14 protein-coding genes, 1 tRNA gene and 1 pseudogene are annotated in these 22575 nt (G+C 68.7%); 6 read left to right on the top strand and 10 right to left on the bottom strand.

Features of this window, described 5'->3' with window-relative positions:
- Positions 1-32: 32 nt before the first annotated feature.
- The 6 genes from ACFVYL_RS07170 to ACFVYL_RS07145 all read right to left on the bottom strand — a co-directional run bounded on the left by ACFVYL_RS07170 (position 33) and on the right by ACFVYL_RS07145 (position 10838).
- On the bottom strand, positions 33-3062 hold the full coding sequence (locus ACFVYL_RS07170) for an NACHT domain-containing protein (protein ID WP_389713460.1): 3030 nt from the start codon (positions 3060-3062) through the stop codon (positions 33-35).
- 690 nt (positions 3063-3752) lie between these two features.
- On the bottom strand, positions 3753-5033 hold the full coding sequence (locus ACFVYL_RS07165) for a HEAT repeat domain-containing protein (protein ID WP_389713459.1): 1281 nt from the start codon (positions 5031-5033) through the stop codon (positions 3753-3755).
- 10 nt (positions 5034-5043) lie between these two features.
- Complete coding sequence (locus tag ACFVYL_RS07160) at positions 5044-6396, bottom strand: LAETG motif-containing sortase-dependent surface protein (RefSeq protein WP_389713512.1); 1353 nt, start codon at positions 6394-6396, stop codon at positions 5044-5046.
- Positions 6397-6755: 359 nt separating this feature from the next.
- On the bottom strand, positions 6756-7199 hold the full coding sequence (locus ACFVYL_RS07155; RefSeq protein ID WP_389713457.1) for a single-stranded DNA-binding protein: 444 nt from the start codon (positions 7197-7199) through the stop codon (positions 6756-6758).
- 157 nt (positions 7200-7356) lie between these two features.
- Complete coding sequence (locus ACFVYL_RS07150; protein ID WP_389713455.1) at positions 7357-9183, bottom strand: GTPase; 1827 nt, start codon at positions 9181-9183, stop codon at positions 7357-7359.
- A 5-nt stretch (positions 9184-9188) separates the two neighbouring features.
- Positions 9189-10838 carry a dynamin family protein gene (locus ACFVYL_RS07145; protein ID WP_389713453.1) on the bottom strand — a complete coding sequence of 550 codons (1650 nt, stop codon included), beginning with the start codon at positions 10836-10838 and terminating at the stop codon, positions 9189-9191.
- A 308-nt stretch (positions 10839-11146) separates the two neighbouring features.
- Here ACFVYL_RS07145 and ACFVYL_RS07140 point away from each other — a divergent pair.
- Together ACFVYL_RS07140 and ACFVYL_RS07135 are read left to right on the top strand one after the other, a co-directional pair.
- Positions 11147-11219, top strand: a tRNA-Arg gene (locus ACFVYL_RS07140).
- Positions 11220-12122: 903 nt separating this feature from the next.
- On the top strand, positions 12123-13370 hold the full coding sequence (locus ACFVYL_RS07135; RefSeq protein ID WP_389713452.1) for a hypothetical protein: 1248 nt from the start codon (positions 12123-12125) through the stop codon (positions 13368-13370).
- A gap of 80 nt (positions 13371-13450) precedes the next feature.
- On the opposite strand, the gene ACFVYL_RS07130 is transcribed toward ACFVYL_RS07135, so the two are convergent.
- Entirely contained in the window at positions 13451-15619 is a 2169-nt protein-coding gene (locus ACFVYL_RS07130; protein WP_389713450.1) for an ATP-binding protein, read from the bottom strand.
- A gap of 133 nt (positions 15620-15752) precedes the next feature.
- Positions 15753-16352, bottom strand: coding sequence for a hypothetical protein (locus ACFVYL_RS07125; protein WP_389713448.1), 600 nt, complete (start codon positions 16350-16352; stop codon positions 15753-15755).
- 387 nt (positions 16353-16739) lie between these two features.
- Here ACFVYL_RS07125 and ACFVYL_RS07120 point away from each other — a divergent pair.
- A pseudogene (locus ACFVYL_RS07120) lies at positions 16740-17033 on the top strand (DUF1062 domain-containing protein); the annotation flags it as partial.
- Positions 17034-17142: 109 nt separating this feature from the next.
- Positions 17143-17628, top strand: a complete 486-nt coding sequence (locus ACFVYL_RS07115; protein ID WP_389713446.1) for a MarR family winged helix-turn-helix transcriptional regulator — start codon at positions 17143-17145, stop codon at positions 17626-17628.
- Positions 17629-17882: 254 nt separating this feature from the next.
- On the opposite strand, the gene ACFVYL_RS07110 is transcribed toward ACFVYL_RS07115, so the two are convergent.
- Both ACFVYL_RS07110 and ACFVYL_RS07105 read right to left on the bottom strand, forming a co-directional pair.
- Entirely contained in the window at positions 17883-19805 is a 1923-nt protein-coding gene (locus ACFVYL_RS07110; protein ID WP_389713445.1) for an AMP-dependent synthetase/ligase, read from the bottom strand.
- A gap of 276 nt (positions 19806-20081) precedes the next feature.
- The gene (locus tag ACFVYL_RS07105; RefSeq protein WP_389713511.1) at positions 20082-20744 is read right to left on the bottom strand and encodes a TetR/AcrR family transcriptional regulator; all 663 of its coding nucleotides are present in this window, start codon (positions 20742-20744) and stop codon (positions 20082-20084) included.
- A 78-nt stretch (positions 20745-20822) separates the two neighbouring features.
- Between ACFVYL_RS07105 and ACFVYL_RS07100 the strand changes: the two genes are divergently transcribed.
- Both ACFVYL_RS07100 and ACFVYL_RS07095 read left to right on the top strand, forming a co-directional pair.
- Positions 20823-21293: an SCP2 sterol-binding domain-containing protein gene (locus ACFVYL_RS07100; protein WP_389713444.1), complete on the top strand. Its 471-nt coding sequence runs from the start codon at positions 20823-20825 to the stop codon at positions 21291-21293.
- 10 nt (positions 21294-21303) lie between these two features.
- Complete coding sequence (locus tag ACFVYL_RS07095) at positions 21304-22521, top strand: acyl-CoA dehydrogenase family protein (protein WP_389713442.1); 1218 nt, start codon at positions 21304-21306, stop codon at positions 22519-22521.
- Positions 22522-22575: the final 54 nt, after the last annotated feature.

Below are 22575 nucleotides of genomic sequence, written 5' to 3'. Positions count from 1 at the left end.
ACAATGAATCTGGATCGCTTATTTTAGTCAGGCTAATTCTCTGGAAGAGCTGTCACGTCCACCCGCCTCTTCGACTCCCGCATGCTCGGGATGGAAGAGAACTGCACCTTCCCTTCTACCCACCCAGCTAGTAAATCGATTGTCTCGGGCTTGAGATGACATGCTCGAATGGAACGCAAAGCACTGCCACGGTAGATGGGGTTAAGCCGGGCAGCGTTCCATTTCAGTACGAGCTGTATGATTCGCTTGTCTCCGGCTCCCTCCACCGTGGGCCATTTTTGGTCCTCTCCTGATAGCTCACACCACGCCGCGCCCATTAGCGCCAAAGCGTCTTTCTGTCGAACAGGAGTCCGAGAGAAGGCCTTCGAAAGTACGCCATCGAAGGAACGAAGCCCCCCAATAGGGATATAGTCATACCGTTCCGTGAACCATGGAGTACTACATGCAGGCAGGATCTCAGAAAGTTCCTCTAGATTGCGTTGAACGGCCGAGTCGCAGCGGAAGCACACACCGTCGACCCGGTCGGTTGGCAGCCGAAGAATGAATGGGGCTCGCAAAATGAGTGGCCCCATGTGGTACTGAAACAACGCGGCGGGCCCATACTTCTCGACAACTTGAGCCATAGGAATAATGCCTGCCATGGCAGCAGCGACGGCAACCCACTGCCGAGTCGAAGAGAAAGACACGATTTCCGATTCCAGCAAACTGAAACTCTCGGCTTCGAATTTGTCCCAGAATTCCGACACTTTCCGATCCATGTAGAACGTGTCATCGAGTGTCGTGTGGGGAATTAGAGAGATGCACAAGGAGAGCGCGAGCCTGATCTCGAGATTTGCCTCACACGGGTCATCTTGAAAATTGGCCGGCGTCAATTCGTATCGGATATTCCTGGCGACTGTCGGCAGGTTTTCCCAGTTTGCATGAAGAAGTGCCCCGATGCCACGCAGATAGAAGAGCGACGAGGTCCGCTCTGAAGTGCGGCCAGAGGCATGTCGCGTGACGGAACCAGCCTTCAGTGCGAGTTCCACGTTTGCGCGGCAGATTTGCCTCAGGAGTTGTGGCCGCGGTACCGCAAAAGCAAGCGACCGCGCCGCGAAAGAGAGTAGATTAACCTCCTCGTCCAGCGTAGCCGATTCGGCAGCTTGAAGGATCCTCTCTAGGAAATCGTCGATACCATCTTCTGTATTATTTCCTACAATCTGCAACGACAATTGAGAAACTACGTCCCACTCAGCACGCGCGATTCTGCGGCGCAACTTAGTGAACAATTGCGCCGCTGTAGGATTGAGCCTAACTAGCTGATTTGCCGCAAAGTACTCCAGGAATGTCCTATGGGTAAACCCGTAAAGCTCCTGAGCAGCATCAGATCCGACATTTGAAAGAACCCACGCGCGACCCGTACAGAAATCGACGAACTGGGATGCGGCCGCCTCAGCTTCATCTTCATCTTCGAACCTTTTTTCGAGAAGGAAGCCGGTGACGAACCGGATAAGCTGGTCACGAGTGAGCCCAGACTGCTTCTCGGGATTGCTGTAGATCGAGTACGCGAGAGAATTTATGGCATGCTTTACATGCGCATCAAAGGGCAAGGGTGTAACAATCCCACGCTGCTTATCCCATTTATCAAATAGAAGTTCTGCGCACTTCTTGTAAACGTCAGGACGGTTGGCGGGGATGTAATTTTCGCTAGCGTAGATGCCGCACATAAGAGAAAGCATCAACGGGTTCCTGGTTAAGTCGGCAACGAACCTACTGTCCGTATAAAAGCTTCGGGATAGCTCCTCCCGCCGATTCTTCTCGATAGTACTATCCAGCGAAAACCACTTGTCCGCGTACGACTGTACGTCTGCTTCATTGAGCTGAGCGAGTTGCACTGGAGTGAACAGTGCTTCGTCGAGAGGGGCCTCCTCATATCCAACTTTGCGGGTTGTTACGAGGATGGGTGTCATAGGGTACTTATATGCGAACGATTCGACGAGTTCGACGACTCTACGGCGAAGGGCGGTATCAATTAGTTCATCGAGTCCATCAAAAATGATAAAAGCACGCCCCGATGAGAGCGCATACTCCACAAATCCGCTCTCTGGCTCCACGTTGTACGGAGATTTGCAAAGATCCTCAAGATACTGAAGCATTGTTGCTTTACCGGCTTCAAATTCTCTTGTGTAATCGCGCAACACTACCAGGAATGGAGTGACTGCCGAGGATCCTGGAAAACCATTTCGCGCGATGTCGAAGGCCAACTTCAGCGACAGAGTGGACTTCCCACCCCCCGGGTCGCCGAGAATTACAACCCGATGAGAGGAAGAAATGACCTCGTTGAGATCTACGCCTGGATCACGAGAATGATGTTGCTTGCTTGATTCCTCGCGGCGGACGAAACGCGGCTCAACGAAGAGCCGACTATATGCCACACGCTTCGTCGTCCCTGCGTGAGGAAGTTTCATTGTCGCATGAACGCTCTTCACTTGCTCCTTGAAGGAGCTTTCGAAGTCAAGGTATTTGGCAAGGCGGCCGACACTATGCATGAAAGTGCTTCGCTGAATATCGGCCCGAGCATAATTAGCTGCCATACGCACGACCGCCGCACGACTTTCTGGCGGAAGTGAATTAGATGCGTAAATCTGCTCCACACGCTCAATGATAGATGCGGTGAGAGAATGCCAAATTTCGTTGACGATGGCATCAATATTCGCAGAATCAGATCCGGAGAGGGCGGCAATCGATACGTGCAGATTCGATTTCGCGTCGTCGAGTTCCTTGATCTGCTGCCTCTTGCTTGTCTGCGTAAATTCGTGCACAGCAACAGACATAGCAAGAGAAGTGAACTCAGGTGAATCCAAATAATACTGCAGTTCGCGGGAAAAATCTGGCGTCGTCTCGACGATGTTCACTGATACGCCAGGGTCCAGGTGCAGGCGCTTACGCGTTGCCTTGTTACGCATTCTGGCCTGGGCCGTGCTGACAGGACTCATGAGGGCCTTCCCCAGAGCTGTGCCGGCTGCCTTCTCGATGACTGGCTTCAGGCTTGACAGAAGAGCTACCTCTGCTCCAGTGACCATCGAGTGACTCCTGACCTGTCTGCCGGGCAGCTGGGTACTCACTGCACTCCGAGTGGACCGCCCAGCATAGAATCTATGCCGCTTCGAGAGGTTCCTTTTGGGGAACTCTGAGAACACCTTGCCAGGGTGTAGCTCTGTTGGTGGATGAGGTCACCATCCAACCAGTCTCGGCACCCCGGGGGAGGAGGGCAAGGGTTGGTGACGAAAGAGGTCAGCGGAGCGGCTATGCGTACCGCCGTTCCATTTACGACTCGGTGTCGTCGCTGTTCAACGCTGCGGTCGACGATAGAGTTTTCAGGTCGAACCCGTGCCACGCCCAATCGGCCAAGCTCCCGAGCCTGAGCCCCAGCTGATCCATCCCTGGCCCGAGAAACGCATGTTCGCTGTTCGCGCGGGGCTGCCTGATCGGTACGCTGCCACTGTGAAGCCCGCTCTGGTCGTCGCCTCAGCGGCCTGACGGCCCACCGACGGCCCACGGCCCAGCTCCGGCCCCTGGCTAGCGGTTCCCCCGCTGGTCAGGGGCCATTCGCATGCTCGGGCTCGGCAAAAACACCCCATCTTGCCTGACAGCCAGCCCCGGCGAAAACCAGTATGGACGGAGGCCGTGAGCTGGACGTTCACCGGCCGCCTGGGTAGTCGACCCGACACCGAACGTCATCGTCGGCCCTGCTGAGCAGCGCCGCAGCGTCCCTAAGCCGGGTGCAGCGCCCGATGGTGGTACCAGACGGCGTGGAAGGCCGCGAAGTGGGGCGAGTCCTCTTCGACGGGGCCGAGGTCACGGAGCACCTGGTCGCCGCGTGGGTCATCACGCAGGAACAGGGGGATGGCCGCCGCGACCCGTACCGCCTCGTCCTCGTCGTTCAGGCAGGCGGCCAGTGCGTCCGGCGGGACTGCGGAGTCCTTGGGCGCCTCGCCGAGCACCCTGCACGCCTCTGCGCGTACGCGTGCGTCCGCATCCCGGGTGCACGTCACGAGGATGGCCAGCGCCTCGGGGTCCCCTGTCGTGACGGCCCGGTGGAGGCCGGAGAGCGCCCAGCGGCGGACCTCCGGGTCGTGGTGCCGGGTGAGCTGCGGCAGCGGCCGCTCCGCTCGCGGGTCCATGGCTCCGGCCAGGCCCGCGGTGAGCGCCCGCATCACCCGTGCGTCCTCCTCGCGCGCCGCCCAGGGGAGGAAGAGGTCGACGAGCGGCTTGTCGAAGGGGCCGTCGGCGGTGTCGGCGCTGTCGTCGCTCTCGGCGAAGAGATTGATGAGACGGAGCACCTCGGCACCGCAGTACCGCTCCAAGGGGTCCGCACGGTCGCGCAGAGCGGCGGCCTCCGCCCAGACGGCGGGAGCAGGACGAGCTTGGAGCACCAGCGTTGTCGCCACCCATACCGGCTGGTCGACATCCGGCTCGACCAGCGCGCGAGCCATCAGCTCCTCGAAAGACGGCGTGATGCCGTACTTGGGTTCCAGCTCGGTGAGGATCGCGCTGTGCCCGTTGCGGACGGTCAGGCCACCGAGCGACAGTTCCTCGCAGGCGTCCCCCCATCCGTCCAGGACCGCTCTGCGCACGACCGGCTCCGACGCACCGGTCCTGCGGCGCAGCTCGGCTTCGGCACCCGCGAGATGCCAGTGCCGCGCCAGCGCCAGGGCGTCACGGCCCTCCGGGTCCGCGCGCCACAGGTCCGCCCCGGCGCTGACGAGCACGGACGTGATCTCGCAGGCGCCCCGGTCGACCGCCCGCAGCAGAGGCGTACGGCCATCGGCGTCGACGCAGTTCAGCCGGACCGGCCGGTCCGCCATCCGCAGCTCTTCGATCACCGGAAGATCGAAGGCGTCCACGGCCAGGCACAGAGCCGGCGTGCCGTGCTCGTCCACGGCGTCGGGGTCGGCACCTGCCGCAAGGAGCGCCGACACGGTCTCGACGTCCCCGCCGCGCACCGCGGCGATGAGTGGGTCCTCACCCCTGTGCCTGCCCGCACCCGTCATCGCGCCGTGCTCACTCCTCGCCGGAAGTCTCCGTCGGGTCGTCCTTCCTGCGGAGGAAGAAGACCGCCGCGCCGCCGAGGACGACGAACGCCACCGCGATACCGGCGATGAGCGGCGTGTTGCTGGAGCTGCCGGTCTCGGCCAGGTCGCCGCCGCCGGAGGTGCCGCCCGCCGAGGCGGGGCTGGGCTCGGAGACGGGCTGGGCCTTGTTGTCGATCGCGGCGCCCTCGGTACGGCAGTCGAGCACGCCCTTGAAACGCTTCTCGAAGCCGTCCGGGCCCTTGATCGTGAAGTCGTAGGGCTGGTCCTCCTGCAGCGGTATCGTCACGGTCCGTGACGTGCCCGCCTTGATGGTGTGCTCGAAGCCCATCAGCCGGAAGGTGAACGGCTCGTCGCCCTTGTTGTCCGCGGTGATGTCGATGCCGCTCTTCGCGCAGTTCTTCTCCGCCGAGAGCGCCGGCACCGCTCCCTTCTCGGCCCAGTTGGCCGTCGCCGTCGCCGAGACCGTCGACTCGCTGGAGCCCGCGAGTATCTGCGTCTGGCTCCTGGTCTCGGACGCGAAGGCCCGGCCGACCGGCACGGTCATGGAGGCCTGCAGGGACAGCGCGGCCGAACCGTCCGGGGAGTCCTTCGGCACGTCGAAGTAGAGGCGGCTGCCGTTGCGCGCGGACTTCACGGCCTTGCCGTTCTTGCCGACGACCTTCACGCCGCTCGCCACGGAGTCCGCGGGCGGGGTCACCGTCACCGAGTCGGCGTCGGTCCGCACGGTCACCGGGCCGAGCCGCTCCCCCGCGCGCCCCGACACGGCGGGCGGGTCGAGCGTCAGCGACGCCTTCGGCTCGGCGCTGTCGCGCGCGGTGTGGAACAGGTAGTCGGCGAGCTTCTCGGCCTTCGGGTCGACGGCGTCGACCTTCGCGCCGTCGGAGTACCGCCAGATCGCCACCTGTGTGCCCGCGGCGGCGGTCTGCTCGGTGAGGGAGCGCACGCCTGCCTTCCTGGCCAGCGCCGCGAGGTCGTTCACCTGCGGATAGGAGTGCTGCAGGATCCAGCGGATCTTGCCCGCGTCGCGGTTGGCGTTCAGCGAGGTGCCGCTCCAGGGGGTCTCCTGGTACTTGGCGTCCTTCTGCGTGGGGTTGAGGATGTCGACGCAGTACGTCTGCAGGGTGCCGCCGCCCTCCACGTTCATCTCGAAGAGCCCCGCGGGCACCTGCTGGGAGCTGCCGTTGTCACGGACGACGGCCTGGTCGTACGTCTGCAGCCCGCCCAGCGTCGCGGTCGCGCCACCCTGGTGCTGCGGCGCCTCTTCCGCGACGGCCGCGGTGGCAGCGGTCATCCCGCCCGCCACGGCCAGCCCCGCCGCCATGGTCACTGCGGCGAGGCGCGCGGCGCCTCGGCTACGTATGGACAACGCAGAAAACACAGAATTCCCCTCCGGGCGGGACCCGTTCACAACGTTGGGGGGTGGTCCCGCCAGCAGACTGAATGGGGCAGGTTCACCTGCCACCTGGGTGGCATCACCTGCCGACTGCCCCGTGAGCTACGTCCGGCATCCTAAGGAAACGGTGGATCACGAGCCCCACGCATCCCATCGGGCGACGGATCCGACTCGTAATCGTTATCCCCCAACACCCGCTCCGAGCTGGGCTTATCGACAAATCAACCGACCTCATTCGCTGATATGCCGCACATCGGTCGCCACCCCGCGCCATCACTGACGGCCCGTCAACCAACCGGCGTCGGCTCCTTTCCCCTCGCCCCGGCGATCTCCGCCTCACGGTCCGCCGCCGGCGCCGTCAGCGCCGGATTGCCCTTCACCACCCGCCGGAAGGCCGCCGTGCCGCGCGACAGATCGTGTCCGACGGCCAGTGCCTCGATGTCCGCCGATGTCCAGTGCTGCCCGCCCCGCTCCTCGTCGCGCACCTTCAACCGGCCCTGCACGATGACCGGTTCGCCCACGGACACCGAGCCCTGCACGTTCGTCCCGAGCGCCCGCCAGGCCCAGACCGTGAAGAAATTGGTGTGCCCGTCGTTCCACGTGTTCTGCGCCGCGTCGAAGTACCGCGAAGTCACCGCGAGCCGGAACCGCGCCACCGGTCCCGACGGCAGCTCCCGGTACACCGGCGTCGTCGCGACATTTCCCACCACCGTCACCAAGGTCTCGTTCATCGCCGAACCCCTCCCCCGCATCGTCCGCTCCTGCCGCCGCGCCCTCCGCGACCGCGATCCCAGACTGCACCGGCGGGCCCGATCCCGCTGAGCCCTGTGGACCACCGCCCGGTTGTGGAAAACTCCGTCACCCGAAAGGGGCGGGACGCCGGGCAGCTCACCCCACCGGCGCCCCCGACACCCGCACGTACTGCTCCCTGACCTCCCGATAGCGCAGCAGCTCCGCCGCCACCGGATCGAGGACCCGCGCCCGACCGCACCCCGCGGCCGCCTCGCGCAGTCGCCGTTCCGCCTCGTACCCGTACCTGCGCGCGGGCCCCCGCGCCGCCATCCGGCTCGCCCACTCCACGCACGGGCCGCCCACGATGCCCGCCAGCATCAGCAGCACCGGCACGCCCAGGTTCGGTGTGACGACCCCGATGATCTGGCCCACCAGCCAGATGCCGCCCACCACTTGGAGCAGCGTCATCGCGGCCTGCGCGAGAACGGCGGCCGGCCACCAGCCGGGCCGCGGCGGGCGCCCGACCGGCACGCCCACCGTCACCGCCAGCTCGTCGAGCACCTCGGGCAGCCCTTCGGCACCGCGCACCGCGGCCTCCCGCACGGCCTGCCCCCAGGGCGCGGGCAGCCCCGACGCCGCCTCGTCGGCCACCGTGCGCACGGCGTGCTCCACGCGCTGGCGCGCCGTCGCCTCCTCGTCGATGGGTGCCAGCGCGGTCGGCGTCGGAGGGCCCTGCGAGGAGCGCTTGGCCTCGTACCACCGCCACAGCCTGAGCCAGGGATCGCCGCACGCCTTGCCCGCGTTCCTGCGCCAGGCCCGCTCGGCGGCGTCTCCGGCCGCGGTCGCGCCCACGGCGTCCGCGAGCCGGTCGGCGAACTCCTCGCGCGCCTCCTCGCTGAGCCCGATCCGACCGCGGTTGCGCCCCGCGTGCGCCCCGGCGACGTACACCGGACGCAGCCGGTCCGTGGCGGCGTCCAGGTCCGCGGAGATCCGGCGGGCCGCGGCGCCCCGCTCCTGGGTGAACTGGCCGAGCGCCTCGCGCAGTTCCCCGACCCCCTCGCCGGTCAGCGCGGAGATCGCGAGGACCGTCGCGCCCGGCTCGCCGTGCTCGCCGAGCGCGACACCGTCCTCGTCGAGGAGCCGCCGCAGATCGTCGAGGACCTGGTCGGCGGCGTCCCCGGGGAGCCGGTCGATCTGGTTGAGCACGACGAAGGTGACCTCCGCGTGGCCGGCCATGGGCCGCAGATAGCGTTCGTGGAGCATCGCGTCGGCGTACTTCTCGGGGTCGACGACCCAGATGACGGCGTCGACGAGGGCCAGGATCCGGTCGACGTGCTCGCGGTGTTCGCCGACCGCCGAGTCGTGGTCGGGCAGGTCGATCAGCACGAGTCCCTGCAGCTCGTCGGCGCCCGGCCCCTGCAGCGGCCTGCGGCGCAGTCGACCCGGGATCCCGAGCCGGTCGAGGAGGCCCGCCGCGCCGTCCGTCCAGCTGCATCCGATGGGCGCGGCGGTGGTCGGCCTGCGCACGCCGGTGTCCGAGATCATCACTCCGGCGAGGGAGTTGAAGAGCGTCGACTTGCCGCTTCCGGTGGCGCCCGCGACGGCGACGACGGTGTGCCGTTCGGAGAGCCTGCGCCGGGCTGCGGCCTCGTCGAGGACCCGGCCCGCCTCGGCGAGCGTGCCGCTGTCGAGGCGGGTACGGGAGAGCCCGACGAGTTCGCGCAGCGCGTCGAGCCGCGCGCGCAGCGGCCCTTCGTACGTGGTGGGGCTCCCCTGTGTGGTGGGGTCCCCCGAGGGGGCGTACGAGCGCACTACGGAGTCGGCGTCCGGGTCAGCGCCCCGGGTCCCGCCCGCGACGCGCCGGGCGATGAGCCCGTCGTCCCAGGCCCGCTCGGCGCCGCTGCCGGGGTGCTCGTCGGTCCCGTCGGGCTCGCTCCCGTCGCCGTGGTCGGCGCGGTCGGCGTGATCAGTGACGGCGGTCACCGCGGTCACCTCTCCTTCTGCAGTACGGACAGGGCGGCGATCAGCTCGGCCTGGGGTTCGGGATGCACCTCTAGGGCGTACAGCGGGGCCAGGCGCCGTTCCCGCTCGGCGGTGAGGACCTTCTCCAGGTACTCGCCCAGCAGGCGTGTTCCCCGGTCGCGCAGCCGGACCGCGCTCTGGGCGCCGATCCGTTCGGCGAGGGTCTCCCCCGCCGACCGCGCCCGGCGCCCGCCGAGCAGGGCGGTGGCGAGCAGCGCGGCGACGACCTCGGGGTCGGGGAGCGGGTTCTTGTCGATCCGTTCGATGCCGCGCACCTCGTCCTCGGCGTACTCCTCGAGGACGCGCCGCCATCTGCGGACGGCCATCCCGATGCGGTGCTCGGCGCTCTCCACTTCGGGGTCACGGTCGGCGAGGCCGGGGGCGCCCGCGGCGGGTTCGCGCCGCCAGGCGTCGTCGATGCGCTCGTCTGCGGCGGTGACGGCGCACAGCAGCAGCGCCTCCAGGCTCTCGGCGATGGCGTCGAGCAGTTCGCCGGGGCCGCAGTCGAGCGGGTAGCTGCGCCACCGTTTGAGGGCCCCGCCGGCCAGTACTCCCCCCGCCCGCAATCGCCCCTGCACGCGCGCGTGCTCGTGCTCGTACGCCTCGTCCACGGCGGAGGTGAGCCGCAGCGCGGCCGCGTACTGGGCGGCGACGGCTCCCGCGAGCTCCGGCATCCGGGCGTCGAGGGAACCGATGACTCCGTACGCGGTGCGGGCCACGGCCTGGGCGCGGGCGGCGGGTTCCTGGACGCGGTGGGTGAGCCAGGCCCGCAACGGGGCCACGGCGGTGGTGGGGAGCAGACCGCCGCCGCCCGCGGACTCGGGCAGTTCCGGCACGGTGAAGCGCGGCACGTCGCCGAGGCCCGCCTTCGCGAGCAGCGCCCCGTACTGCCGTGACACCTCGGTCACCACTTGGTGGGGCACCCGGTCCAGGACGGTGACGAGGGTGGCGTCGTGCTCCTTGGCGGTACGCAGGAGGTGCCAGGGGACGGCGTCGGCGTACCGCGAGGCGGTGGTGACCATGACCCAGATGTCGGCCGCGGAGATCAGCTCGGCGGCCAGGACGCGGTTGTCGCAGATGAGCGAGTCGATGTCGGGTGCGTCCAGGAGGGCGAGTCCGCGGGGCAGGCTCTGTGCGGTCTCGATCCGCAGGGCGCGCTCCTCCTCGCCCATCATGGCCCGCGCGTCCAGCTCGTCGCCCCTGCCGCCGTCGTTACCCTCCTCCGAAGTCTCGTGCCGGGGCACCCATACGCGCGTGAGGTCGGGCAGAACGCGCATCCCCGAGAACCAGTGGTGATCGTCGGGGTGGCAGACGAGCACCGGCGTACGCGTGGTGGGCCGCAGCACACCCGCCTCGCTGACCTGCTGCCCCACGAGGGAGTTCACGAGGGTGGACTTGCCCGCCCCCGTGGATCCGCCGACGACGGCCAGAAGCGGCGCTTCGGGCGCCTTGAGGCGGGGAACCAGATAGTCATCGAGCTGTGCCAGCAACTCGTCCCGGTTGGCACGCGCGCGTGGCGCCCCCGGCAGGGGGAGCGGAAAGCGTGCGGCGGCGACACGCTCGCGCAGGGCGGAGAGTGCGTCAAGCAACTGAGGCCGTACGTCCAAGGTCACCACATGCGAAGAATGCCCAATTTTGGCGGCTTTCTGAAGCATATGGCGGTCCCTGCGCGCCGATCGGACACAGGGGATGGAAGGGGCGACTGGGGCGCAGGCATAACGAGTGCACAACACCCGGGGCGTGAGACGCCAAAAGCGATGCGAGATTCGCACCTGCCTGCGATTATCAGGACCGCTTCACCGAACCTCCACATCACGGCGCGGAGGCGAAGCATCAGGGACAGGGACCCGGGAGCCCTATCCTTGTCTGCGGCAAGGTCACGGATCACCCCCACATCCGGCCCCGTGCCACCCGGCCACACCCGGCCCCCGTAGCTCAGTGGATAGAGCAGGCGCCTTCTAAGCGCTTGGCCGCAGGTTCGAGTCCTGCCGGGGGCGCACACAGCCTCTCACCTGCGGAAACGCGTGAGGGGCTCTTTCATGTCCGGATGCACATCGCTCTGAGACCAAGCGCCTTGCCTGTCCACGATCGTGGACACCTGCCCCGACACCGGGTTGCAGTTCGCGCCAACGGATGCCTGGCTATCGCCCATCGTCCGGTCCCTGGGCAGCGGCGCGTGGGTCCATGAGGCTGGACCACGCCTGTTCAGCCGGGAGAAGGTGCCGCTCTGGCGGGGCGTACTCCGGATACCAGCCCTCAGCCTCATACCAGCCCTCAGGCTCGCAGCCGGGGACACTGTGCAGGATCAGCACGAAGGGCCTGGCCGAATCGCAACACGGCTAAAGTGATCGCGCGATAGCGCCACACACGCTCAGGAGGGCACAAGTGCGGGCTGACCCGCTGCCGATACGCGTGCCGGTCGGGCCCGAGTCGGAACGTTGGACCAGCCGTACAGCTCTCCGTCGGGTTCTGCTGGTGATTCACAACGTCACTTCCGCCGGCCGCCTCATGGACGTGTTGCCGCTTTTCCATGACGACTTCCGCGTGCAGCTGCTCATCACGTCTACGGGGTCCTCTGCTTTTCAGGGCGGAATCGAGGAGCTCTCCGCCGGCTTGGGCCTTCCCGTACTGCCTTGGGAACAAGCACTTTCGACACCCGTAGATCTTGCGGTGTCTGCGAGCTTTGGCGGACAGATCTCGTCTATTCCGGGCAAACTATCTATTATTTCGCATGGAGTTGGATACACTAAGAAACTAGCCGGGAGCCGGGAGCCGGGAGCCGGGAGCCGGGAGCCGGGAGCCGGGAGCCGGGAGCCGGGAGCCGGGAGCCGGGAGCCGGGAGCCGGGAGCCGACGTTCGGGCTGTCTCCCGAGTGGCTACTGGCGGACGGCAAGCCGGTCATGGACGGCCTCGTACTGTCGCATCCAGAACAACTGGACCGGTTGCGTCGCGCGTGTCCGGAGGCCGTGGACGTCTCCGTGCTCGCCGGCGATCCCTGCTTCGACCGGATGCTCGCCGCGCGCCCGTACCGCGACCGCTTCCGGCGGGCCCTGGGCGTGCGAAGGGGCCAGCGGCTCGTCGTGCTCAACTCCACTTGGAACCCCGAAGGTTTCTTCGGCAGCGGCGGCGGTCAAGACGTCCTTCCGGGCCTTCTCCCCCGGCTCGCCGCGGAGTTGCCTGCCGACGATTACCGGCTCGCGGCGGTGCTGCATCCGAACATCTGGTACGGACACGGCCCCGGCCAGGTCCGCGCCTGGCTGGATCAGGCCCTGCGCAGCGGGCTGACTCTCATCGACCCCGCGCACGCCTGGCGGCAGGCTCTGCTGGCAGCCGATGCCGTCGTCGGTGACTTCGGCGCGGTCTCCTACTACGCGTCCGCTCTGGGCCTCCCGGTGCTGATGGCGGCCGGAGGTCAGGACCGGCTGGACCCCGAGTCGCCGCTCGCCTCGTTCGTCCGGGACGCACCGCGGCTCGATCCGTACGGCCCGCTGCGTCCCCAGGTGGAGCGGCTGGTGGCCGAGCACCGCTCGGCCGCTGATCCCGGGGAGTTCGTCACCTCGGCGCCGGGCGCCTCGGCGGCGCTGCTGCGGCAGCATTTCTATGCCCTGTTGGGCCTTCCTGAGCCCGCTGCCCCCGCTCTGCTGGAACCGTTGCCCCTGCCTCCCTACGACCCACCACGGCGGACCGTTCCGCTCCGCGTGCTCACGCGCGTCGCCGGCACCGACATCGTGGTCGAGCGAGCCACCGAGCACCCCTATGACGCCGACGGTGACGTGCATCTGGCGGTGCACGAGGAATCCAGGGATCCAGGCTGCCTGGAGCTGGCCGACGTGATCGTGCGGGACGAGTCGGCGGACGACCCGCGCCTCGGCGGCCCGGAGGTGTGGACGGGCGAGGCCCTGGCGCGGCACGCGCACTGCACGGTCGCCGCGTACGTGAGCGGCCCGGACGCCTGCACCGTGCGCAGCCGGGAACACGGCCTGCTCCACCTGTCCGCGCGCCCGGGGGCGGATGCTGATCCGGCGGCGTATGCCTCAGCGTTGTACGCGTGGCTGGCCGGCGGTGGCAGCGTTCCGTGCGAAGGCGCCGTCACGCTCCGGGTGCATGTCGCCGGGGGTGTGCACCCGGTGGCCGTGACGGCCCGCTAGGGCCCTTCTGACGGATCTTCGCGGGATCGCGACGCCCGGCAGGCACGATCGGCGTGCGGGGGAAATCCGTCAGAAGGACCCTAGGCCCTGTCGTCACCCTCGCAGCGCAGCCGGAGCCCGGCGAGGTACCGCAGGTGCGGAGCGGCCGCCGGTGTGAGCAGATCCTCCGCCTCCGTGATCTTCGTCAGCGCTTCGGCCTTCTCGCCCGCGTCAAGGAGGGTCTCGGCCAGGTCCGTGAGAGCACGTGCGCGGTTGTAGCTCTCCCCCTGGTCCTTGAAGAAGTCCGTCGCCGACTGCAGCCGGCGTTGCGACTCCGTCAGCCGCCCCATTCCTCGCAGGGCGCGCCCCTGGTGACGTTCGATCAGGGCGAGGGCGCGCGCCACGTCCCGCGCCCCCTCCTGTCCAGGGGCGATCCTCCGGTAGATGCGCTCGGCCTCGTCGAACCGCTCGAAGGCGGCCTCGTAACGCCATTGGTAGAGGTACAAGAGCCCCAGCAGCTCGACGGACGAAGCCTCGCCTCGTACGTGCCCTTCTGCGCGCTCACACGCGATGGCAGCGCGTGCCTCACGCGCGGCTTCCTCCCACTGCTGGAGTTCTCCCAGGCAGTGGCCGAGCTGGAAGTGGAGCCCGGCCGCCGTGCGGGAGTGCGGCGTGCGTTCGTCGGCGCACCTGGCCGCCACGCGCAGCGCGGGCAGTACCTCGTCCCAGTAGCCGGCCTTGAGCTGGAGTGGCCAAAGGGCCCGGGCCAGCCGCAGCGCTGTCGTGAAGTGCTGGTACTCCACGGCCACGGATACCGCTCGGACCACGTTGCCGGCCTCCGCCACCAGCGCCGCTACACCCTCCGCTTCGTCACGGTACGCGTCCCCGTCCTCCGGCGCGGGTTCCGTGCGCCAACTCTGCGGCAGTGCGGCATGGGCCGCGTGCAGGGCGCGGTTGAGCAGGGAGTCGAGCGCGCGCTCCACGGCGGCGGAGCACTCGGGGATGCCGTGCTCGATCCCCGCGGTGTCGGCCAGGCAGCGCCGCACCTCGGGACGGAAGCGGTAGCGCTCGTCCCCCACCGGGTCAAGGAGCTGGGCCTCCGATGCCTCAACCAGCATCCGAGCCGCACCTTCGGGCGTCGTGTCCGCGGCCGTGGCAGCGAGGCGTGCGTCGATGGAGGGCCAGCCGCCCAGCGCCGTCAACCTGATGAGCCGCGCCGTCTCCGGCCGGAGGCGGGCACAGGCGGTCTGGACGGCGTCTCGCATCGGATCACGCCCCGGCCTTCCGGCCCTTGGCTCCGGAGCACCCGGCTCGGACTGCACGGTCTCCTCCGTCTCCTCCGTCTCCTCCGTCTCCTCCGTCTGGAGGCGCAGCGCTTCGGCCTTCAGTGCGAAAGCGTTTCCCTCACACCGTGCGAGCAGGTGCGGCATCCGGGCCTTGGCGCGCGCGACCTTCTCCGCCCCGGCCACCTTCCTCACCATCTGCACCGCGTACCGGTCGCTCAGGGGAGGAACGGAGACGCGCTCGGCCTCCAGCGCAAAGGGGCGGCCGGAGACGATCACCAGGAGGAAGACATCAGGAGTAGCCGGGACAAGGCTGCGGACCTGGGCGGCTGAGGATGCGTGATCGACCACCACCAGGGCCCTGCGACCTGCGATGAGCTGACGATAGAGCTGTTCGCGCCCCGAGGCGGTGGGGGGCATCCGCTCCGGCGGGGCGCCCATCTGCCGCAGCAGACGCAGCAGCACAGCGGCGGGCTCCGGGCCGTGGCCGCCCGAGGTATCCCGCAGGTCGACGTAGAACTGCCCGTCGGGGAACTGGGCGTGGAGCGCTGCGCCCAGGTGCAGGGCCACCGCGGTGGTGCCGATCCCCGGCGGCCCGTGGAGCAGCGCGACGCGCGGCCGCCCCGCGGCCAGGCGCGTCACTTCCCTCTTCAGCTGTTTGAGGACCTTCTGGCGATTGGTGAAGTCCCTCGACGCCGGCGGAAGTCCGGCCGTCGGGGTCAGCGCCATCGTCTGTCCGGGGAAGCCGCGTACGAGGAGCGCCCACTCGCCCGCCTGCTGGGGATCATGACCCAGACGGGCGTGAACCTGACCCGCCAGGGTCTGCCACTCCTCCGGTCCTGTCGGCAGCGGCGTTTCCCTCCCCAAGGTCCTTCTCGCCAACGCCCCGGCCGACAGGAGCGTCTGCTTGCCTATCTCTCCCGCGGCGCCGTTCCACGCGGCCGTGAGAAAAGCGGTCAGCGCGCTCAGCGCGACAGTCTCCAGCACGTCGCCCCCTCCCTTGTCCCTGCCGGACTGTATCGCCACGGCTACGGCGCGCGGAAACCTTTGAGCTCTCGTCAAGTCCCCTTTGTGGGAAGGCCCCCGGGACGCGTAATCCACGCAGGTCAGGGAAGGTTCACTACTTCTTGACCGGCGGGCACGTGCCCGTGTCCTCGCCGATCGAGTTGATCTCGGCGTTCGAGCGCGAGTCGCCCGCGTAGTTGACCTGGTCCGTGCACTTCTTGTTGGGGTCCTTCGGCGTGCCCGCCGGCTTGTCGGACTTCTGCGGCTGGGGGCACGTGCCCGTCTTCTCGCCGATCGAGTTGATCTCGGCGTTCGAGCGCGAGTCGCCCGCGTAGTTGAGCTGGTCGGTGCACTTCATGTCGGAGGACGACTTCTTGACCGGCGGGCAGGTGCCCGTCTTCTCGCCGATCGAGTTGATCTCGGCGTTCGAGCGCGGGTCGCCCGCGTAGTTGATCTGGTCCGTGCACTTCTGGCCGGACTTGGCCGGTGTGCCCGCCGGCTTGTCGTTCGTGGTGTCGGACTTCGAGGGGTCGGACTTCGAAGAGTCGGACTTCGGGGTGGTCGTGGACTCCGACGAGGAGCCGCCCGAGGACGAGGACGCGTTGTCGGAGCCGTCGCTGTTGCATGCCGTCAGCGAGAGGCCGAGGGCCACCGCGGTCATGGTCAGTACCGAGATCTTCCGCGTGCGGGCGTGGGGGCGGGTGTGAGTGCGCATGGTGGTCTCTGTCCTCTGCATGGGGGGCCGCTCGTGAGGAGCGGGTGGGCGGTGAGCTGGGCGGTTGAGTCGGGCGGTTGTTCGCCCGGGTGGCTTTCTGTTCTGACAGATGGTCGGTGTGGCCGGCCCAGTTGCGTCTTGATCGTGCTCAGGACACGTTCGTGACATGACAGTGATCGCGTCGTGAGGTCCCGCTCCCGTGCCTGCGAAAATCACTGGAACAGCGCCATGGCGCGCGACTACCGTGCCGCCGACCCGAGTTGTCCAGTCGAGGACGTGGCCCTTGTACACCGTGTGAGACCCCCCGAGAGCTGAACCGTCGCGTGTCGCACCCGTGCGCCGCGCTGCTCTTTGCTGCGGACTTCTCACTGAAACCGGTGTACTCCTGTGCTCCAGAACTGGGTGGTCATGCCCACCTGCCTGCCGCTCGTCCTGCGCCGTTGCCACTCGTGCGCGGCCAAGCACTTCCGGGCGAACGGCAAATTCCGTGTCAACGCCCATCACAAACTCCTCGACGCCTGGCTCCTCGTGCTCTGTACCGCGTGCGGGGAGACCGCGAGGCTCACGGTCCTGGAGCGGACGAACGTGCGCTCCGTACGGCCCGAACTGCTGGACCGACTGCACGACAACGATCCCGGCCTGGCGGCCGAGCTGCTCCAGGATCCGGTCGTGCGACGCCGGATTGGAGCTTGGAGTTGGAGGTTGGTTTAGAGGGTGTGGAGTGTGGGGGCCATCCGGTGGGTTCTGCCGGGCGGGCCCCTGGTGGATGTGCGGGCGGTAGAAAGGGGACATGGCCGAGCCTGAGCCCCCGCGCGGGGACGTGGATGATGTCGATGCGGTGACAGACGCGGTGTTGACCGCGTCGCGGCTCCTGACGGCGCTGTCCGCCCGGTGCCTCTCCGCGGTCGAGGACCGAGTGACGCTGCCGCAGTTCCGGATGCTGGCCGTCCTCTCCACCCGGGGCGACACCAAGCTGGTGGCCCTGGCCGAGCTGCTCCACGTCGCGCCCTCCACCGCGATGCGAATGGTCGACCGGCTGATCGCCACCGGTCTCGCCGACCGGCAGGCCAACCCCGGCAACCGCCGCGAGACGCGGCTCAGGCTCACTGACGAAGGCCGGCGCACCGTCGCGGAGGTCACGGCCCGGCGCCACGCCGAGATCGCCGCGATCGTCGAGCGTCTCGCCCCGGAACAGCGCTCCTCGCTCGTCGAGGCGCTGACCGCGTTCAACATCGCGGGAGGCGAACCGGCCTCTCCGGAGACGCACGGCAGCTGACCGCCCGGTTCTTACGAAGCGGTGTCGTGCCCGGCGCGGCTCTGTGCCGGGCGCGGTGTCGTGCCCGGCGCAGAGGCGGGCCTGGCGTGGAGGCGGGCCCGGCGCGGAGGCGGGCCGCGGCCGTGCTCGTCCGGCGCCGCCGGGAGGCCTTCGTCCCGCCGGGGAACTTCCGCTGCCCGCCAGGGAACTCCGCCTGCCCGCCCGGGCGTTGAACGGGTGATGCCGGCGGCGCCACCGGCCTCACCAGTCGGCCCTCACTCCCCGTAAAGCGCCTCGATCTCGCTTGCGTAGACGGCGGTCACCGCATGTCGTTTGATCTTCAGGGACGGGGTGAGCAGGCCGTTGTCCTCCGTGAACTCGCCGCCGACGACGGCGAACCTGCGGATCGACTCGGCCCTGGACACCGCCGCGTTGGCGTAGTCCACGGCCTTCTGGATCTCCGCGGTCAGCTCCGGGTCGCGGGCGAGTTCGGCGAGCGGTGTGTCCTTCGGGCGCTTGCGTACGGCGAGCCAGTGCGCCACGGCCTCGGGGTCCAGGGTGACCAGCGCGGCGACGTACGAGCGGTTGTCCCCGACGACGATGCACTGGCCGACCGGCGCGCGGCTGCGCAGCCGGTCCTCCAGGACGGCGGGCGAGACGTTCTTGCCGCCCGAGGTGACGAGGATGTCCTTCTTGCGGCCGGTGATGGTGAGGTAGCCGTCGGCGTCCAGGGCGCCGAGGTCGCCGGTGGCGAACCAGCCGTTGGTGAGGACGGCGTCCGTCGCGGCCGGGTTGTTCCAGTACGAGCCGAAGACGATGCCGCCCTTGATCAGCACCTCCCCGTCGTCCGCGATGCGCACGGACGTGCCGGGCACGGGCAGCCCGACCGTGCCGGGGCGCGGCCGCAGCGGCGGGGTGACGGTGGCGGCGGCCGAGGTCTCGGTCAGGCCGTAGCCCTCGTAGATGACGATTCCGGCGGCGTAGAAGAAGAGGTTGAGGTCGCGGTCCAGGGGGGAGCCGCCGCTGATCGCGTAGCGCAGGCGGCCGCCGACCTCCTTGCGGATGCGGCGGTAGACGAGGAGTTCGTACAGCGCCCAGCCGGCGTAGAGGCCGAGGGAGGGCCCGGGACCGCTCCTGTCCAGGAACTTGTTCAGGTACGCCTCGCCGAAGCGCACCGCGATCCGCTCCGCGCGGTCGAAGGAGGCACCGCGGCCGATCTTCTCGGCGGTGGCCCGCCCGGTGTCGTGGATCTTCTCGAAGAGGTAGGGCACGCCGACGACGAACGTCGGCTTGAACGAGCGCAGTTCCGGGCGGAGTTCGTCGGGTTTGATGCTGGGGCAGTGGCCGAGCTCGATGCGGGCGAGCAGGCAGGCGATCTGGATGGTGCGGCCCAGGACGTGGGCGAGCGGCAGGAAGAGGAGCGTGGCGGCGACCTGTCCGGTGATCTCCTTGAAGATCGGGTGCAGCAGGTCGACGGTGTTCGCCGCCTCCGCGTGCAGGTTGCCGTGGGTGAGGACGCAACCCTTGGGGCGGCCCGTGGTGCCCGAGGTGTAGCAGAGGGTGGCGATGGAGTCCGGGGTGAGCGCGGACCGGCGCTTGGTCACCTCCTCGTCCGAGAGGTCGCGCCCGAGCGCGGTGAGTTCGGCCATCGCGCCGCCGTCGAGGTGCCGCACGCGCGGCGGGGCGGCGTGCTCGCGCACGGCTTCCTCGGCCGTCGCGGCGTTCTCCGCGGTCTCCGCGATGAGCAGGCGGGCGCCGGAGTCCCTGACGATCCACTCGATCTGCTCCGCCGACGAGGTGGCGTAGACGGGCACGCTCTGCCCGCCCGCGGCCCAGATGGCGAAGTCCAGGACCGCCCACTCGTAGCGGGTGCGGGACATCAGTGCGACCCGGCCGCCGGGTTCGAGGCCGTCCGCGATGAGGCCCTTGGCGATCTCGGTGATCTCGCGCGCGAATGCGGCGGCGGTGACGGGCCGCCACCGGCCGTCCTGCTTGCGGCGCAGGACCACGGCGTCGGGGGCCTCGGCGGCGTTGGTGAAGGGGATGTCGGCGGTGCTTCCGGTGGTGGCGCGGGCGACGAGTGGCGCGGCGCGGACCTCGCGCACGGTGCCGTGCTCGTCCCTGACGAGGTCGACCTGGGCACGGTCGGCCAGGCCCCGGTGGCGTTGCGCCCTTTTCAGATCCTTGCGTACGCCCATGACGGCTCCCCGGCTTCCGGTTCCCAGCTGATGTGCAGGCGATCGGTGCGCGTACTTACTCGGGGGTCAACTTACTCACACGTAAGGAAAATTCAATGGGGCGGACGACAAAGGGCCCGCGACTCCCCTGAGCAGGAGGCGGCGGGTCTCTCCTGAGCAGGAGGCGGTGGGTCGCCCCTGAGCAGGAGTCGGCGGGCCTCGCCTCAGCCCGAGGCGGCGGGTCTCCCCTCAGCCGGAGACATCAGGTCTCCCCCAGCTGGAACGTCGGACCTCCCCTCAACCCGTCGCCGCAGGCCGCCAGACCTCCCCCTCCAGGACCCGGCCCATCCCCGCCCACACCATGTTCATGAGGCGGAGGGTGACGCCCTCCGGGGACTGGCCGGGGTGGGCCGCCATCCAGTCCGTCAGCGAGTCCGCCGCGCCCACCAGGGCGTGCGCCACGAAGTCCGCGTCCTCGTCGGAGAGTTGTACGCCGGGGCCGCGTTCCGCGATGCCCGCCCACACCAGGCCCGCCACCTCGGCCATCACCGCGCGGCGCGCCTGCGCGACGGCCGCCGCGATGGCCTCGCTCAGCTCCGAGGCCTGCCGGTGCAGCACCACCCAGCTGTCACGGTGCTCGGCGACGAAGGTGAAGAACGCCAGGAGGCCCGCGTACAGCCGCAGTTCGGGCGCCGCGCCGCTCGCCGCCGCAGCGCCCTGGAACGCGCCGACCAGGCGGTCCGCCTCGCGGCGCAGGCAGGCGAGGAAGAGGCCCTCCTTGGACTCCAGGTACAGATACACCATCGGCTTGGAGATTCCGGCGAGTTCGGCGATCTCGTCCACCGAGGCCCCGTGGTAGCCACGCTTGGCGAAGACCTGGACCGCCACGTCGACGATCTGCCGCTCGCGCTCGCGGCGCGGGACCCGGCGCCTGCGCGGCCCCGGCGCACCCTCGGACATGTCGCTCACCCTTGTCAGCCTCCTGGTTCCGACTTACCTTACTCTTTAGTAAGTTTACTCCAGAGTAAGGAGATTGCGATGGCTGACGACCTCAGCGGGATCGCCGACCTCGACTTCGCCAGTGTCACGCCCGAGGAGTTCGCCCGGATCGTGAAGGGCCTCTCCGGCAAGGAGATCGCGGAGATCGCCCGCGACGGCGCCCTGCGCGCCCGCGTGCTCGACGAGGTCTTCGGACGGATGGAGCGGCAGTTCAAGCCGGACGCGGCCGGCTCGCTGAAGGCTCTCATCCGGTGGAAGATCACGGGCAGTGGCGACAACGGGGAAGCCGTCTACGAGACGGACATCGCCGACGGCACCTGCGCCGTGCGCGAGGGGCGCTCGGACGCCGAGCCGCGGGTCACGCTCGTCATGGCCGACCCCGAGTTCCTCCGGCTCGTCTCCGGAAACGCCAGCCCCGTCACGCTGTTCATGATGCGCAAGGTCAAGATCGCGGGCGATGTGGCCCTCGCGGCCGGGCTCACCCGGTACTTCGACATCCCGAAGGCCTGAGGAGCCCGCCATGGCCTACTCCCTCGAACTGACCGAGGAGCAACGGGACCTGCGCGACTGGGTGCACGGCTTCGCGTCCGGCGTGGTGCGCCCGGCCGCCGCCGAGTGGGACGAGCGCGAGGAGACCCCGTGGCCCGTCATCCAGGAGGCGGCGAAGATCGGGCTCTACGGATTCGAGTCGCTGGCCGACCTCTTCGGCGACCCCTCGGGGATCTCCCTGCAGATCGCCAACGAAGAGCTGTTCTGGGGCGACGCGGGCATCGGGATGGCCCTCTTCGGCACGTCCCTCGCGGTCGCCGGGATCTTCTCCGCGGGCACGCCGGACCAGCTGGCGGAGTGGGTGCCGCAGTGCTTCGGGGACGAGGACGCGCCCGCGGTGGCGGCCTTCTGCGTCTCCGAGCCCCAGGCGGGCTCGGACGTCTCCGCGCTGCGCACCCGCGCGACGTACGACGCGGCGCGCGACGCGTGGACGCTGTCCGGCCAGAAGGCGTGGATCACCAACGGCGGCATCGCGAACGTGCACGTCGTGGTGGCGTCCGTGGACCCCTCGCTGGGCGCGCGCGGGCAGGCGGCGTTCGTCGTGCCGCCGGGGACGCGCGGCCTCGAAGGCGGCCGGAAGATAAGGAAGCTGGGCCTGCGGGCCTCGCACACCGCGGACGTGTTCCTGGACGCCGTACGCGTGCCGGGGCACTGCCTGCTGGGCGGCAAGGAACGGCTCGACGCGCGGCTGGCGCGAGCGCGGGAAGGGGGCGGGCGCGAGGGGCGCGGGCAGGCGGCCATGGCCACGTTCGAGGTCAGCAGGCCCACGGTGGGCGCGCAGGCGCTGGGCATCGCGCGGGCCGCGTACGAGTACGCCCTGGAGTACGCCGCCGGCCGCGTCGCCTTCGGGCGGCCCATCATCGACAACCAGTCCATCGCGTTCGCCCTCGCCGACCTGCGCACCGAGATCGAGGCCGTGCGGCTGCTGATCTGGCAGGCCGCGTGGATGGCCCGCAACGACAAGGTGTTCGACGCGGGCCAGGGCTCGATGGCCAAACTGCGGGCCGGGGAGCTGGCGGTGTCGGCGAGCGAGAAGGCCGTGCAGGTCCTCGGCGGCGCGGGGTACAGCCGCGAGCACCCGGTGGAGCGGATGTACCGGGACGCGAAGATCTACACGATCTTCGAGGGGACCAGCGAGATACAGCGGCTCGTGATCGCTCGGGCGATCTCGGGGCGGCACATTCCATAGAGCCTGTCTTTGGGCCCGTGCTCCCGCCGTGTGCGGGCGGCGGGGCTCAAGGGG

The sequence above is a fragment of the Streptomyces sp. NPDC058308 genome, from assembly GCF_042880275.1.
In the GTDB taxonomy this organism is placed as follows: domain Bacteria; phylum Actinomycetota; class Actinomycetes; order Streptomycetales; family Streptomycetaceae; genus Streptomyces.
This window is presented reverse-complemented; position numbering and strand designations above follow the sequence as displayed.